10 protein-coding genes are annotated in these 15,441 nt (G+C 49.9%); 3 read left to right on the top strand and 7 right to left on the bottom strand.

The window, feature by feature from the left end; all coding sequences use genetic code 11:
• The coding region (locus Q397_RS0116600) for a transposase (protein WP_028880371.1) at positions 1-256 on the bottom strand (256 nt) is incomplete at its 3' end.
• Between the two features lie 185 nt (positions 257-441).
• Positions 442-2,214, bottom strand: coding sequence for an AMP-dependent synthetase/ligase (locus Q397_RS0116605; RefSeq protein WP_028880372.1), 1,773 nt, complete (start codon positions 2,212-2,214; stop codon positions 442-444).
• A gap of 90 nt (positions 2,215-2,304) precedes the next feature.
• Here Q397_RS0116605 and Q397_RS0116610 point away from each other — a divergent pair, with 90 nt between their 5' ends.
• Positions 2,305-4,080 carry a M3 family oligoendopeptidase gene (locus tag Q397_RS0116610; protein WP_028880373.1) on the top strand — a complete coding sequence of 592 codons (1,776 nt, stop codon included), beginning with the start codon at positions 2,305-2,307 and terminating at the stop codon, positions 4,078-4,080.
• Between the two features lie 50 nt (positions 4,081-4,130).
• On the opposite strand, the gene Q397_RS0116615 is transcribed toward Q397_RS0116610, so the two are convergent.
• The 4 genes from Q397_RS0116615 to Q397_RS0116630 form a co-directional block, all read right to left on the bottom strand.
• Positions 4,131-4,409 carry a DUF3572 domain-containing protein gene (locus tag Q397_RS0116615; RefSeq protein ID WP_028880374.1) on the bottom strand — a complete coding sequence of 93 codons (279 nt, stop codon included), beginning with the start codon at positions 4,407-4,409 and terminating at the stop codon, positions 4,131-4,133.
• Positions 4,406-5,500, bottom strand: coding sequence for an HD domain-containing phosphohydrolase (locus Q397_RS0116620; protein WP_028880375.1), 1,095 nt, complete (start codon positions 5,498-5,500; stop codon positions 4,406-4,408). The genes Q397_RS0116615 and Q397_RS0116620 overlap by 4 nt, the downstream gene beginning before the upstream one ends.
• Before the next feature lie 126 nt (positions 5,501-5,626).
• Positions 5,627-7,525: a PAS-domain containing protein gene (locus Q397_RS24425; protein ID WP_028880376.1), complete on the bottom strand. Its 1,899-nt coding sequence runs from the start codon at positions 7,523-7,525 to the stop codon at positions 5,627-5,629.
• Between the two features lie 106 nt (positions 7,526-7,631).
• Complete coding sequence (locus Q397_RS0116630) at positions 7,632-12,158, bottom strand: cadherin-like domain-containing protein (protein ID WP_028880377.1); 4,527 nt, start codon at positions 12,156-12,158, stop codon at positions 7,632-7,634.
• A 482-nt stretch (positions 12,159-12,640) separates the two neighbouring features.
• Between Q397_RS0116630 and Q397_RS0116640 the strand changes: the two genes are divergently transcribed.
• Together Q397_RS0116640 and Q397_RS0116645 are read left to right on the top strand one after the other, a co-directional pair.
• On the top strand, positions 12,641-13,990 hold the full coding sequence (locus Q397_RS0116640; RefSeq protein ID WP_028880378.1) for a cytochrome ubiquinol oxidase subunit I: 1,350 nt from the start codon (positions 12,641-12,643) through the stop codon (positions 13,988-13,990).
• Positions 13,987-15,000: a cytochrome d ubiquinol oxidase subunit II gene (locus Q397_RS0116645; RefSeq protein WP_240475097.1), complete on the top strand. Its 1,014-nt coding sequence runs from the start codon at positions 13,987-13,989 to the stop codon at positions 14,998-15,000. Before Q397_RS0116640 ends, Q397_RS0116645 begins: the two co-directional genes overlap by 4 nt.
• On the opposite strand, the gene Q397_RS25065 is transcribed toward Q397_RS0116645, so the two are convergent.
• Positions 14,997-15,137 carry a hypothetical protein gene (locus tag Q397_RS25065; RefSeq protein WP_156950758.1) on the bottom strand — a complete coding sequence of 47 codons (141 nt, stop codon included), beginning with the start codon at positions 15,135-15,137 and terminating at the stop codon, positions 14,997-14,999. The two genes, Q397_RS0116645 and Q397_RS25065, sit on opposite strands and share 4 nt — an antisense overlap.
• Positions 15,138-15,441 lie beyond the last annotated feature (304 nt).

Raw genomic sequence — 15,441 nt, forward strand, 5'->3', positions numbered from 1 at the left:
TGAGAATAAGCTTGTCCAGCGTTAGTTCCGCAACCGCTTTCTTCAAGCGGGCGTTTTCCTGTTCTAAAGCTTTCATCTTTTTGGCCTGAGACGTTTTCATGCCGCCATATTGGTTGCGCCAACGATAATAGGTCTGTTCAGTCACACCGATTTTGCGAGCTGCGATAGCAATCGTATTGCCTTGGGCAATGATAACCTCGGCTTCTCGAAGCTTCGTGATGATCTGCTCAGGCGTTGGTCGTTTCAGTTTTCCCATGTCTTTTCTCCTTATCCATGGATTTGAATAAGCCAGAAAAACTAACATTTCGTGTGGATCACTTTTTGGGGGCTACGCCACCATGCCTATGTATGTCCCGTTTGGGATGATTATACATAATTGTATAGCTAATTTATTTACATAAATGTAGCGCAAATTTCTCCTGAGGTCTTAAAAAAGACGTTTTAGTGATAGAGGCTGCGTAATTTCTCACCATATTGAGCTTTGATGATGTGCCGACGGATTTTAAGGGTCGGCGTCATTTGCTCGTTTTCGATGGTGAAGGGATCGGATGTCAGCACGAATTTGCGCACTTTTTCAATGTTGGACAGGTGGCTGTTGACCCGACTAACCGCTTTGTTGATGTCTTTTATAAAGTCCGGGTTTTTGACAATTTCGGCATAGTCGGCAGGCAAGTCGCGTGCCTGTGCCCAATTCTGGCAAAATTCTTCATCCGGCACGATCAGGGCGACAAGGTGAGGGCGTTGGTCACCAAAGACCATGGATTGTGCGATTTCCGGTTCCAGACTGAGGAAGCCTTCAATCCGTTGCGGGGAAATATTGTCACCACCGGAATTGACGATGATATCTTTTTTACGATCGGTAATTTGCAGATACCCATCGTCATCCAGAAATCCGATATCACCCGTATGTAACCATCCATCCTTGATGGCTTCGTCAGTGGCTTTTTTATTGTGCCAGTACCCCAGCATCACCAAGTCACCGCGCACCAAAATCTCCCCGTCAGAGGCAATTTTGATCTCGGTATTCGCAAGGGCGGGGCCAACGGTATGCATTTTGATTTGTTTGGGGGAGTTAACGCTGATGACTGGTCCGCTTTCCGTTTGACCATAGCCTTGAAAGATATCAATCCCTAGCCCTTGGAAGAACAGGCCGACTTCTGTATTTAACGGACCACCGCCAGACACCATGGCTTTCAGGCGACCACCGAAGCGTTGTTTCACCTTGCGACGCACAAGTATATCCAGCAACTTGTTCTGGATCGTGCCTATCAGACCAAGCGGTTCCCCCAGATGGGCTTTGCTGCCCAGTTCCACGGTTTTATAAAACATTTTGGCTTTCAGGCCGCCTGCTTTTTCCACACCATTGAGGATACGCAGCCGCATCATTTCATAAAGGCGCGGAACAGCGGTCATGAGGGTTGGATGACATTCCGCCATGTTATTGACCAGTTTGTCGGCCCCTTCGGCATAGTAAATCTGCGCCCCCAACATTATGGGCCACATCAAGCCGGCTGTATGTTCATAAGAATGCGAAAGGGGCAGGAAAGAGAGAAAAACTTCGTCATCCAGCCCGATATCTTCCAGTACCTTTTTTGCGCCGAAGCAGTTGTGAAGGATGGAACGATGGGGCAGCAATACCCCCTTGGGCGTGCCACCTGTGCCGGAAGTATAGATGACGCAGGCGGCCTCATCGCGGCTGATCTCGCGCGCGGTTTCAACGATTTGATTGCCTGTCGTTGTGGCTGAGGCGATCAGCTCATCCCATTGATAGACCGGATGGGACAGTTCCTGGCGTAGGTCAAGGGGTTCAACAGACAAAACAAATTCAATGTCAGAGGCTTCGTGGGTTGCGGGCAAAAGCTGGCGGGCAAGGCGCTGGGTGGACACAATCGCCGCTTTGGCCTGCGAGTTGTTGAGGATATGCTTATGATCGCTCAATGTATTGGTTGTGTAGGTCGGCACCGTAATGGCACCCGCCGCCATGATGGCGAGGTCAGCCAACGCCCATTCTGATCTGTTTTCGGAGACAAGAACAACACGGTCGCCTTTATTGACGCCTTTTTCCTGTAACGCACAGGCGAGGGAAATGACCGTGGAGGCAGCATCTTGCCAGTTGATCGATTGATAGTTGCCATCAACTTTCTGCCAGAGAAAGGGTTTTGTCCCCAATCGCTCTGCCTGATCGAAAAACATGGTCACAAGATTTTCTGCCATTAGATTTCCCTTAACGCGGTTGACATCATTGTGTTGAACGGACAATTCTAGCCTCAAACCTGTTTAATCAGCAAAGTGAAAAGATAAAAAATGACAACACAATCAGCAGAAAACCTCCCTACATGGGATTTGACGCACCTTTACAGCGCACCGGACGGCGAAGATCTGAAAGCCGATCTGCAAAAAGGTCGCGCGATGGCGGAAAGTTTTGCGGCCACCTATCAAGGGAAACTGGCTGAACTGGACGGTAAAAATTTTGCACAGTCCTTAAAAGATTTTGAGGCGCTGGAAGATGTGCTCGGCCGCATTGTGAGCTATGCACAATTGCTGTATGCGGGGGACAATACGGATGGCAAAATCGCCCAGTTTTACCAAAATATGCAGGAAGAGATCACCAACCTGTCCAGCTTGATCCTGTTTTATACGTTGGAGATCAACAAGTTAGATGATGCGGTTCTGGAAGACCTGTTGAAAGACGAGGCGGCTGGGGCGTATCGTTCTTGGATCATGGATGTGCGCGTCCATCGCCCTTACCAACTAAGCGACGAGATGGAAAAGCTGTTGATGGAAAAATCCGTCAGCGGCAAACGTGCCTGGAACCGCCTGTTCGATGAAACCATGGCGGGCTTGCGTTTTCCCTTTCAGGGGGAAGAGGTTACGAATTCTGAAATCCTCGATAAAATGTCTTCCAGTGATGGGGCGGTTCGTAAAGAAGCCGCAAAATCTTTCGGCAAGGTCTTGGGGGATAATATCCGTTTGTTCTCCCTGATCACCAACACCTTGGCAAAAGACAAAGCGACGGAAGATCAATGGCGTGGGCTGGAACGTCCAATTTCGGCACGTAACCTGTCGAACCTTGTGGAAGACGAAGTGGTGGACGCGCTGATCACGTCGGTGAAAGAGTCCTATGGGGATTTGTCTCACCGTTATTATGCGCTAAAGGCCAAGTGGTTTGGCGTGGATCAAATGGATTATTGGGACCGCAACGCCCCCCTGCCGGAAGATGATGATCGCCAAATCCCGTGGTCGGAAGCACAAGAAACCGTGTTGAAAGCCTACGGCGCGTTTGATGGCAATATGGCTGATATTGCCAAACGCTTCTTTGAGGAAAGCTGGATTGATGTCCCTCCGCGTGCAGGTAAGGACAGCGGTGCGTTTGCCCATCCGGTGACACCCTCTGCACACCCTTATGTTTTGCTGAACTATCATGGCAAAACACGTGACGTCATGACCTTGGCGCACGAACTGGGCCATGGGGTGCATCAGGTCTTGGCGGCAAAACAAGGGGCCTTGATGGCTGACACGCCGCTGACCTTGGCAGAAACAGCTTCTGTTTTTGGGGAAATGCTGACCTTCCGTTCCATGCTGGATAACGAAACCGATGAGAAACGCCGCCGCATCATGTTGGCAGGCAAAGTCGAAGATATGCTCAACACGGTTGTGCGTCAGGTGGCTTTCTGTGATTTTGAACGCCGTGTGCATGACGAGCGTAAAAAAGGTGAACTTACCGCTGAACGTCTGGGCGAAATCTGGATGGAGGTTCAGAGCGAAAGCCTAGGCTCTGCCTTCCGTTTTGATGAGGAATATCAGCATTACTGGGCCTATATTCCGCACTTTATCCATACGCCGTTTTATGTCTACGCCTATGCCTTTGGCGATTGTCTGGTGAATTCCCTGTATGATGTGTTCCAAAACGGTCATGAAGGTTTCCAACAGAAGTATCTGGATATGTTAAGCGCGGGCGGCACCAAACGTCATAAGGAACTGCTGGCACCTTTTGGTCTGGATGCATCCGATCCTGACTTCTGGAAGCGCGGCTTGAAAGTGATTTCCGGCTTTATTGATGAGTTGGAAAACGTGCTTTAAAAGCTCATAAAAGAAAGGGGAACCAGACGGCTCCCCTTTTTCGTTTATCGTTATCCGTCCCAGAGGTTCTCCCCACCGGGTAGCGCGCGGCGCGCGCGGATGACATCTTCCGGGGCGATTTTAATTTCCTCGCAGAAATCCAGCAGGCTCCCTTCGTCTGAGAGCAGAAAGTCCAATATCCCTGCAAGAAAGGCCGGGTCACCGATTTGTTCTTTGAGATCATCTACCCCCATACCGCTTTGCGCCATGAGGGCGTTTAGGCAATAGTCATGGGCACCGATATAGGTGATCCCTTGAAGGGCGATAATCTCGGCTTGTTCTTGCTTCACGAATGGGCGCTTTCGTCGGTTTCCAGCTGATCTTGGTGCTGTTCACGGATCGACAGGACCTGCGGCAGAATTTCAAGGAAGATGGGCACAAGCTTTGGGTCAAAGTGGGACCCCGCATTGTCTTTAATGTATTCGATAGCTTCGTCAATCGACCATGCGTTTTTATATGGGCGCCATGAGGTGAGCGCATCAAACACATCACAGATGGCAGCGATGCGACCTTCGATGGGGATGTCTTCACCTTTTAAGCCATTGGGGTAGCCGCTGCCGTCCCATTTTTCATGGTGGCTTAGCGCAATGGTGCGGGCCAGCTGAACCATTTCAGACTCGTTATCCGCCAGAATATCGGCACCCAACTTAGCATGGCTTTGCATTGTTTCCCATTCTTCCGGTGTGAGTTTACCGGGCTTGAGGAGAATATTATCGGGGATGCCGATTTTACCCACATCATGCATGGGGCTGGCGTACAGGATCAGTTCTGCACGGCGCGCCGAGAAACCTGCTGCCAAGGCCAGGGCCTGACAGCTTTTGGACATGCGGATGACATGTTCGCCGGTTTCGTTGTCGCGATATTCGCCTGCGCGCCCCAGACAGCGGATGATATCAAGCTGGGATTTGCGTAATTCTGCAGTGGCTTCGTTGACTTTTTCTTCCAACAGGTGACTGTAGTCTTTCTGCTGTTTATAGAGGTAACGGATTTCCAGTGAATTATGGATACGTTGCAGCACTTCGGCATGTTGAAAGGGTTTGGTGACGAAATCACGCGCACCGAGATCAAGGGAGCGCAAACGTGTTTCCATATCCGTTTGGGCGGTCAGGACGAGGACGGGCAGATAGTCATCTGCGTCGTGCAGTTCCTTCAATTGTTCCATGACCTGAAAACCGTTGAGGCGTGGCATCTGGATATCCAGCAAAATCAGGTCATATTCATTTTCCTGATGAAGTGGCTTTACCTGCGTCGGGTCGGTGGTGCTGGAAACGTTGTGATAATCTTCCTGCTGGAGCAAGGCTTCCAGCAACAAAACATTTGAGGGGTTGTCGTCAACGACAAGTATGCGTGATTCTTTTAGTATTTTTACGTCAACAGCCATTATTAGGCTCCCCGCCATAGTCAACTTTCACAAGGTTAACATGTTTTTAGCATATCTCTATTCTGTTTGACAAAGAACTTTATGAGATTTTTCACTACTTTTGATTTAGGCAATGTGCTGATTAATTTAACTTTTGCGCCTATTTAGGGAGGGAACAAGAAGAGGAGTGCTTTCATCGGTCAGGGGAAATTCGATCCAGAACTCGCTGCCTTCGTCCTCAATACTGCTAAAGCCGATCTCACCGCCCATTAAATCACAGAGGTGTTTCGACAACGTCAGTCCAAGGCCCGTGCCTTCTATCCCTTCTGTATGGACACTCAGGCGGTTGAAGGGTTCAAAGACCCGTTTGCCTTCAGATTGGGAAATGCCGCGCCCGGTATCGCGTACCCGCAAGCGGGCGCGCTGATGGGGCGCTTCTTCACACAGGATAAAGATGCGGCCGTTGTCTTTATTGTATTTTACCGCATTTGATAGCAGATGCAGGACAATTTGTTGTAGTCTGGCGTGATCCACAATGATGTAAAGCGGTGTTTCAGATGTGGTCTCAAACGTGATGGAGATGTTCTTTTCGTCCGCATGGGATTGGGTCAATTGAATGCAATTATCAATAATGTCACGTAAATCGATGGTTTGCAGGGATAGGGTAATTTGCCCGTTTTCGATTGCAGATATATCGATTGCCTCGTTCACCAGTTTGAGCAAGTGGTCCCCTGCTTTAAACATATGATCAATAAAGGTGAGCTGTTGATCGTTCAGATTATCTGTGCGGTTTTGCTTCAGGATTTGGGCAAAGCCTAAAATCGCGTTGAGCGGAGTGCGCAGTTCATGGCTCATGATTGACAGGAACCGTGATTTGGCACGGCTTGTTTTTTCAATATCGTTAATGGCCTGATGCAAGGCAGCTTCGGCAGCGACACGGTCGGTGATGTCATCAAAGACGATCACTTTATGATTGCGACCCGTGTTATCTTCAATGTTGTTGACGTTATATTTGACGGGGAGGGGAAGACCGGATTTTGTGACCATTTCAGTTTCTCCACTGGCTTTGGTGGAGTGTAACAGGTCGAGAGCGTCCGTTTTGTCCAGCATGAGGTCGCTGAAAGGGGTTTGGACCAGTTCCGTTGCATCAAACCCCAGCAGGCGGGCGGCGGCCGGATTGATATATTCAATCAGATTATCTTCGTTCACTTCAAGGATACCAGCACCGGCGGAGCTGAGGATCAATTCATTATGTCTGCTGAGCTTTTCGATCTGGGCTTCGGCTTTGCGCAGTTTTGTCAGGTCGTGGACCCAACTGAAAATGCGTTCTTTTTCTTTAAGCTTGATAATTCGGGAGGTGACAAGAACGGGAAAGGCGCTCCCATCTTTGCGCTTTCCCCAAAAATGGAAGGTGGACGTTGTATTGGCAGCCTTGAGAGTCTTGATAAAAAAACTGCGGTCATTGATGTCGAAGTAAAAGTCCGTGGTGTGGATTGACTGCATGTCGTCTTTATCGTAGCCGAACATTTCGATCATGCGGGAGTTAATAAAACGGAGTGTCCCGTCCATATTCACCAGCATAGCCCCGACAGGGCTGAGTTCGAGAAAGCTTTTAAATTCCTGGTCTTTGTCCTGCAGGTCGACCTTGGCTTGATGGGCTTCGGTGACATCGCGGTAGGTGGACATGAAACCGCCTTCAGCCAGCGGTGTATCGGTGATGGACAGGACTTGACCGTTGGGACGTTTACGCAGGAAGGTGCGGGCCTTTATGTTGCGAGCATCATCAAGGCGTTCTTGTAATCGGGCAGCTTTATCGCCGGGACCGTATTCTTCCCGGTCAATGTTATATTCAACTAGGGCGGCAAAGGCCAGTCCGGGTTGGACGAGATCGGGCGGGTAGTCGTACAGATCGCGGAAGGTCTGATTGACATACGCCAAGGTCAGGTCTTTGTCAAAAATACAGATCCCTTGGTCAAGACTGTCAAGAGCTTGCACAAGAAAAGGGCTATTTTGCAAACTTAGGCTGTGCAATGGCGCGTTGGTCATGTCTGCCCACTTATATTACTTTGATCGTTTCCAAGAAGGTAATCAAGTTTATATAAATGGGCAAGTTTGAAGACAAAACAAGCCGGGTTAAATTAATTCACTGAGCTTAGGCCGGATCAATATATGTGCCTGATCGGACCTGTACATGCGCCGTTGACTCGCCATTGTTGTAACTGTAGGTCGTGTAGCCTTCGCCGGATTGGCTGATTTCCCATAGCTCTGAATCTGCGAATGTCAGGCTGTCATTATCACCGATGGTGATGGTCAGATGGTTTTCGTCGGTCATGTCCCTCACGCTGTCGCCAGACAGGATAAGATCGTTTGCGGACAGGTCGCTTAATAAATCGATTTTTTCAATGGAGCTAAGGGTCAGATTATCATTGATCAGATCAGGGTCGAAACCTGCTTCAATCAACAGCGTATCATATCCTTCACCACCATCAATTGTCAGGTTGCCAGACTGGATGGCAATGATGTCATCCCCGTAATAGTCAAAGGTATATTCAGGCACATTGACGGTTTGTGTTGTGGTTGCTGTATCCTGCCCATCGGTGGAGGTAACAGAGGCCGTCAGGTCGAAGTTGTCCTGATCCTCTGGCACACGCAAGGTGATACTTTCCAGACTTTTGCCAGACAGGATTGCCGTGCCGTCCGTGACAGAATAGGACTCGTTATCAACCAACAGGATGACACCATCGGGGATACCGGACAGGGTGACGTCAGACAAAGATTCTGATCCATCACTGTCGGCAGTGCTGGCATCCAAATTAACCGGGATATCAACATAGTTTGCCGATGCGGTCGGTTTTTCGAAGGTGACAGAGTTAATCAAGAAGTCATCGTCTTTTGAATCCGCGGAAAAGACGATACGGTCAAAACTTACGTTGTCATCCGCTGTGATGGTATAGGCCGGATCAATCTTGTCTGTGAGGCCGTCTTTGGTCCCGACACCTACAAGCTGATCACCTTTATATAAAGCATAGGCTGCTGTCTCACTTTGTGCGAGCCATGAGAAAGCGACATTTACTGACGTTATCGGGTTGTCAAAGTCGATCACTAACAGTTCTTTGAAGCCATCGTGACCAATTTCCTTTGTATCGCCGGAGGTTGCACCACTGACACCAAAGCCGATGGGGTCTTTATCATCGGTCTGCAGGGCGACGTTATCTACCGTTTCCGTCGGTGTTTGTTGGGACACGCCGGTGACAGTATAGCCATTGCCCGTTTGCGTGGCGTTATCGACGGTGATCGTCACTTGTGTCCCGCCTTCGATGGTTTTGGCCGACCCTGTACCTAAGGATAAAGTCAGGTTTGGGGCGTCTGCATCGGGTGTGACTGTCATAGTGACGGTGGCGGTTGTGGTTGCCCCATCGTCGTCTGTGACGATGTAGGAGAAGGTATCTTCCCCGCTGTAATCATCATCTGCGGTGTAGACGATCTGGTTGTCGACAATGGAGATATCGCCGATATATTCCCCAAAGATGCCCGTAATTGTGCCGCCATCAAGGAGGGTATCGTTGGCGAGGACATCGATGGTCAGGCTGTCACCTTCCACAACGCTTGCGGCATCATCCGTCAGACTGTTGTTCGCATCACTAAAGTAAATCCAAGCAGATGCGGATGTGCTGTCTGTTCCGTCGGTGACGCTAAAGGTAATGCTTTGACCACCGTCTTCGCTGGAGTTAATGATCCAGCGCCTTTCGCCGGTTTCGGGATCATCCGTTGTCGCTGTTACGGTGACAATATCATTGCTGATGATGCTTTCAATACTCAGGCTGTCGCCGTCAATATCACTGGCGTTGGACAGGAGCTGGCTTTCTGTGATGATATAGTCAGTGCCTTCTGTGCCAGATGGCAGCTCGGCCCCCCCGACATCAGGTGCGTCATTCACGGGATTGACCGTTAGGGTTGCGGTTGTGCTTTTGGACGTATTCCCGTCAGAAATGTCATAAGAGAAGACGACGTCACCATTGTAGTTATCGTCCGGCACATAATACCATGCTGGTTCTCTGGACTCGCCTTGCATGAGTTGGACAGAGCCGCCACCGGATAGAATGATCAGGTTTTCAATGGTCATGGGATCATTGTCAGGATCAGAAGCATTCCCGAGCAACTGGCTGAGCGTGATTTCAATCGGTGTATCTTCGTCGGTTGAAAGGGTCACGTCCGCATCGGGGATCGGAGTGTAGTTGATATCCTCAACCAGTTGGTCATTTTCGATCGCGTTTTTAGCCGTTTCAGCAAAATCGGTTGCTTCACGTTGGGTTTGTGATGTGACGGCAAACAGATCATCGCCCGTTTTCCCTGCGTCAATGGCAGCATCAATTTTACTATTGGACTGACTGATCTGTGCGGCAGCGGCATCCACGTTATCGGTGACTTTACTGGTGTCGATGACAACGCCAGTGTTTGCCGTAATCTGGTTAGCAGTGTCTGTAATGACGGATTTCAGGTCGTAAGGGTCGCTCAGGTCAAAGGTGACTTGAGGATCATTGTCGGCAGCAATGATTTTCTCAGCGATGGTTTTGAAGATCTCTTTCGCCGCATCGGAACTGTCGAGATCCGTCGAGGCCCCTTCCAGGATATAGCCAGCCTGAATAATGATGTTTTGAATTTGCACGCCGACAGCCGCTAGCTCAGAATAGATGGTGGTGTTGCTTCCACTTGTCGCAAGGGCAACCGGGTCATCTTCTAGCAGGTTGATACTTTCATCTAGCCCAAATATCGCCTTTAACTGGCTTTCGCTTACACCGTTTGCCATGAGGGTGGTCAGGGGCGAGATAACACTGGCGCCACCGCTTAACGGGGCTTGCAGGGAGCCATAGAAGGCTTCGCCTGTGGATTTATCTGTCCCGCCAACAACGGAAATGATGTAATCGGTTTCTGATGCGGGTATATCAACACTGAGGGTGAAGTTGCCGTTTTCATCAGTTAGGGTAACGGTATATTCCTCATTAGGATCAAGGACGCCGTCTTTATTAAAATCAACAAAGACTTTGGCATTTTGCAGATAGCCGTCAACAGCGACCCCGTTGTAAGAGACTTCGACGGGGGTAGGATCTGTGCCTAGGTCGTTTGGAGGGGTATCGTCATCATCTGACTGGGGTGGTGTGTCGCCAACTGTGGTGTCGGTGCCGGTACCGGAGGGTGAACCGCCGGTGTTGATATTGGTATAGTCGTTGGTGTTATTAGTGTCATTGCCGTCATTTACAGTAACGTTATCATCGTTATTGTAATTTTGGTTGCTGGCCGTATCGGTTTCTTCTTTATTCGGGTCATTTGTGTTCGCGCTATAACCGTTATACTCGGTTGCTTTTTGCAAGGCGGCGAGGGATTCTTCATGTGCTTGGCGTGCGGCTTCACGGGCAAGGCGCTCAGCTTCTTGGGCGCGTTCGGCCTCGGCCAGTGCCTGCAGGGCCAGTTGTTCGGCTTCCAGCGCTTGTTGATGTTCCAGTTCAGCTAAGCGTTGGGCTTTTAGGGCTTCATCAAGTAACGTTTCGTCGCCTTGGGCTTCTGCCAGCAGGCGTTCGGCTTCCAGTTGGGCAAGGCGGGCTTGTTCTTTAGCGAGGGCAGCTTGTTCTGCTGCTGCTTGGGCATCTTCGGTGGCGGCGGCAGCTTCCGCTTCGGCGATTTTCGCAGCTTCAGACAGGGCTTGTTCCAGCTCGCGGGCCTCGACGGCTTTTTCGATCAGGCTTTGGGGCAGGTTGCGAAGGGCATCACGTGTCAGTGTTTCAAGCTGACTTGGGGTAAATTCGATACGGGCGGGCAGACCGCCTGTGTTTTGATCCCAGCTCCAGCCCACATTTGCAATGTTGGTAGATCCAATGGGGGTGCCACTGGTGTCATAAATGACAATTTCGCCCGGTTGTTCGCCGTTTAGGGTGGTTTCAATCAGGTTGACGGCTTTAAATTCGCCGTCGACATATTCCACAAAGACCTTGGTGCCGCGGATGCCGATGGTCGCAACAGGGGTGGTGATGCTGACGGCATCCGGATTGATCTTGGCGATTTGTCCACTGATGAAACTTGCCGTTCCTTCCACCAACGAGATGACAGCGCTGCCTTCCTGCGTACCGGGATCATAAACCAGTTCATCCAGGACCAACTCGCCTTCTTCACCAAGGGAAAAGACGGACGTATCGGCAAGGGTGATGCCCACGCCGGATCCGGTCTCCGTCACGAGTACGTCCCCTTGATAAACCTTGTCCCCGACATTAAGAAGTTCCGTTGTGCCGTCCACGTGGGTGACGCTGACACTGCCTTCCAGATTATCGACGGTGCCGATCGGTTCGCCGACAAGCTGGGCTGTCGGTTGGTTGGGGGAGGCGATTTCAAGGCCGGGAATTTGAGCCTGTGCGAGTTGGTTGGTTGCGTTTGTATCGGGCATGTTTTCAAAAATGTTGCTGGTGATGGAGGTGCCATCTGGAAGGGTTAAGTCGGCGAGAGGGGAATTTTGGAAATAGTTATCTGAGACATAGGTGGTACCGTCAGGATCTTTGATTAGAAGATCTGAGCCATCACGCACAAAAACAGCGGACTGAAGATCAAGTCCGTCCGGTATGTTTACGTGGTCCGCGCTACCGTGCAGTGCCATTTCTGAATCTGGCATATTGCCGTTACCATCGTATCTCATAGACAATCCTCACATTGTCTATGTCCAACTTGCTGGCGCGAAGCTTATAGTTCTGAGTTGCCTCAAGCGAGGTCTGTTTCCGACCCATTGCTTCTCGTTCCTGTCAGTGTCGTTTGACATAGAAATAAACCGAATTTGGCTAACCGGTAGTATAAGGGATAAGTACTAAAGAAGGACGTAAAAAATTTGCCAGCTAAACCAAGGTGCTTATTTAACTGGTTTGGAACTGATGTAAAGCTCCGTAAAGGCCTGAAGGTTATAATTATTCTCAATTTGCATATTTGTGATTGCGGAACTTAAAGGTTAATCCATTTAGTGGCAATTTTATGCTGGGTTACGTATTTTTCCGTACGAATCGAATTGATAAAATTTTATGTATTTTGATTTTTGATGTTTTCTAAAAAGCTCACTTGTCTTTTGAAAAGGATAGGATACATCCTTCATTAATGATCGCTTGAGAAGCCGTTAGGCCAGAGGTACGCATGGAACTCGATCCCGCCTTATTGTCGCGCATTCAGTTTGCGGCAAATATTTCTTTCCACATCATGTTTCCGACCATTACGATCTCATTGGGTTGGATTTTGCTTTTCTTTAAACTGCGGTTTAATGCCACCGACAATCCGGTCTGGATGCAGGCTTATTTCTTTTTTACGAAAGTTTTTGCTCTTAGCTTTGCCATCGGGGTCGTCACTGGCCTGACCATGTCGTTCCAATTTGGCACCAACTGGCCGGGGTACATGGCAACTGTGGGCAATATCGCAGGCCCCTTGTTGGCGTATGAAATTTTGACGGCCTTTTTCCTTGAAGCGACCTTCTTGGGGATCATGTTGTTTGGTTTTCGTAAGGTGCCGAGCTGGGTTCATACCGGGGCGACCTTACTGGTGGCTGTTGGGACGACCATCTCGGCATTTTGGATTTTGGCCCTCAATAGCTGGATGCAGACCCCTGCTGGTTTTGAAATGATCGCCAATGATCAAGGTCAATTGCAGGCCCATGTCACCAGTTGGATGGACGTGATCTTTAACCCGTCCATGCCCTACCGACTAACCCACATGTTATTGGCGTCTGCGGCGACCGCTGCTTTTGTGGTGGCAGGCGTGTCGGCGTATCGGTTGTTAAAAGGGGATCAGGCGGAAAGTGTCAAAAAGACGCTCAAGACCGGCTTGATCTTGGCGTCTATCGTGTTGCCTTTGCAAGTGCTGGCAGGTCATGAACATGGCATCAACACCAAGGCCCATCAACCGGCAAAGCTGGCCGCGATGGAAGGCGCGTGGGAGACACATAAAGGTGCTCCCTTGGTGTTGTTTGGCTGGCCTGATGAAGACGCGCAGAAAAACCATTTCTCGATTGAAATACCGGCACTTGCGAGCCTGATCGTTACCCATAGTCTGGATGGTGAGATCAAAGGGCTAAAGGAATTTGATGTGCACCCGCCTGTGAAACCCGTCTTTTTCAGTTTCCGCATTATGGTGGGGCTGGGCTTTTTAATGTTGGGGACGGCATGGCTTGGCAGTTATTTTCTTTGGAAGAAGCAGACCATGCCAAACTGGTATCTGATCGGCCTGACAGGCATGACCTTTTCCGGGGTGTTCGCAACCCTTGCAGGCTGGTATGTGACGGAAATCGGGCGTCAACCGTGGCTGGTGCAAGGTGTCTTGTTGACCAAGGATGCAGTCGGACCTGTTGGCGGTGAAATGGTGCTGGGCACTTTGCTGGTTTACTTGTCGATTTACGTTTTCCTTGGGTTTGGATATGTAAAAACCATTTTCTATCTGGCGAAAAAAGCCAGCCTTGGCAATGATGCGGTGACAACACAGGGGGCAAAGACATGATGGACCATTTTTTGACAGATCAAAACTGGCTGCCTTACCTGTTCGCCCTGCTCATGGGGCTGACCATGTTGATTTATGTGGTGTTGGATGGGTATGACCTTGGGGTCGGCATGTTGACGATCAATAGAGGCGATGCCCATAAAGACCGTATGATTGCCTCCATCGGTCCCTTTTGGGATGCCAATGAAACATGGCTGGTGTTGGGGGTTGGCATTTTGCTGGTCGCTTTCCCGGTGGCGCACGGGATCATCTTGACGGAGCTTTATTTGCCTGTCGCCTTGATGATCTTTGGATTGATTTTTCGCGGGGTTGCGTTTGATTTTCGTGCGAAAGTCCCAGCGGAGCGTAAAGCGCGCTGGAACCGCTTTTTCTTCCTTGGTTCGCTGCTGACGACACTGGCACAAGGTTATATGTTGGGCAGTTATATCTTGGGGTTTGCAACCGGATTGGGGCCGTTTCTCTTTTCCATCCTGATCGCGCTGGTCTTATGTTCGGCCTATTGTCTGGTCGGGGCGTGCTGGTTGATCTTGAAGTGTGAAGGCGAGTTGCAGGAAAAGGCGGTTGTCTGGGCAAAGCGTCATTTATTTGGCGCGGTTGTGGGCTTGACGGCTATTTCGGCAGCGACCCCCTTGTTTAGCCCGCGCATTATGGAGAAATGGTTCAGCTATCCTGAAATTATATGGCTCGCCCCGTTACCGATCCTATCGGCGGTGTTGGTTATCGCGCTTTATATCAGTTTGCAAAAAACGCCACGCCCACAAGATCGTAAAAGCGGTTTGCCACTGGCCTTGACCATCGGGCTATTTATCCTCAGTTTCGTTGGGTTGGCGTATAGCTTTTTCCCGTATGTAATCCCGGATCAGATGACGATTTTGGATGCATCTACCTCGCCAGAAGCCTTGACCATTATGTTGTGGGGGGTGGCAATTGTCTTTCCGGTGCTGATTTCTTACACGGCTTTGTCTTATTATATTTTCCGTGGGAAGGCGCAGGACCTCAGCTACGATTAAACCACAGGGGCCCCGTATCCATAGCTATAGGGGACGGGGCCGGAAAAAGCGACGATATCACCGTCTTCAATTTCCCGACTGATGTTGAGGTCCCCGACGCGACCTGAGGAGATATCGCGTCCGTTAATCAGAATCAAAAACAGGTCTTTTCGCGGTAGGGAAAGGTCGCGTACCACATGATCTATGGTGGTGCCGACCGGGTAGGTTCGTTCAAGTTGGGCTGCAGGTGCGGTGAGTTCATCGCGACTGAATTGAACAGGCGAACGGTGATCTGAACGCTACGATCCTTTGAGTTGTGACCGATTTGTGCGGGGTGTTCCATTATCTTCCCTTCCTGCCTGAAAGCTGTGGCTTTAGGGTAAAAGAAAATTTGGCGCAAAAAATTGACTTTAGACAGGTTGCCTAAGCAGTATTGGGTATAGCTTCTACCAATTCTTTGTC

The sequence above is a fragment of the Terasakiella pusilla DSM 6293 genome (genome assembly GCF_000688235.1).
In the GTDB taxonomy this organism is placed as follows: Bacteria; Pseudomonadota; Alphaproteobacteria; order Rhodospirillales; family Terasakiellaceae; genus Terasakiella; species Terasakiella pusilla.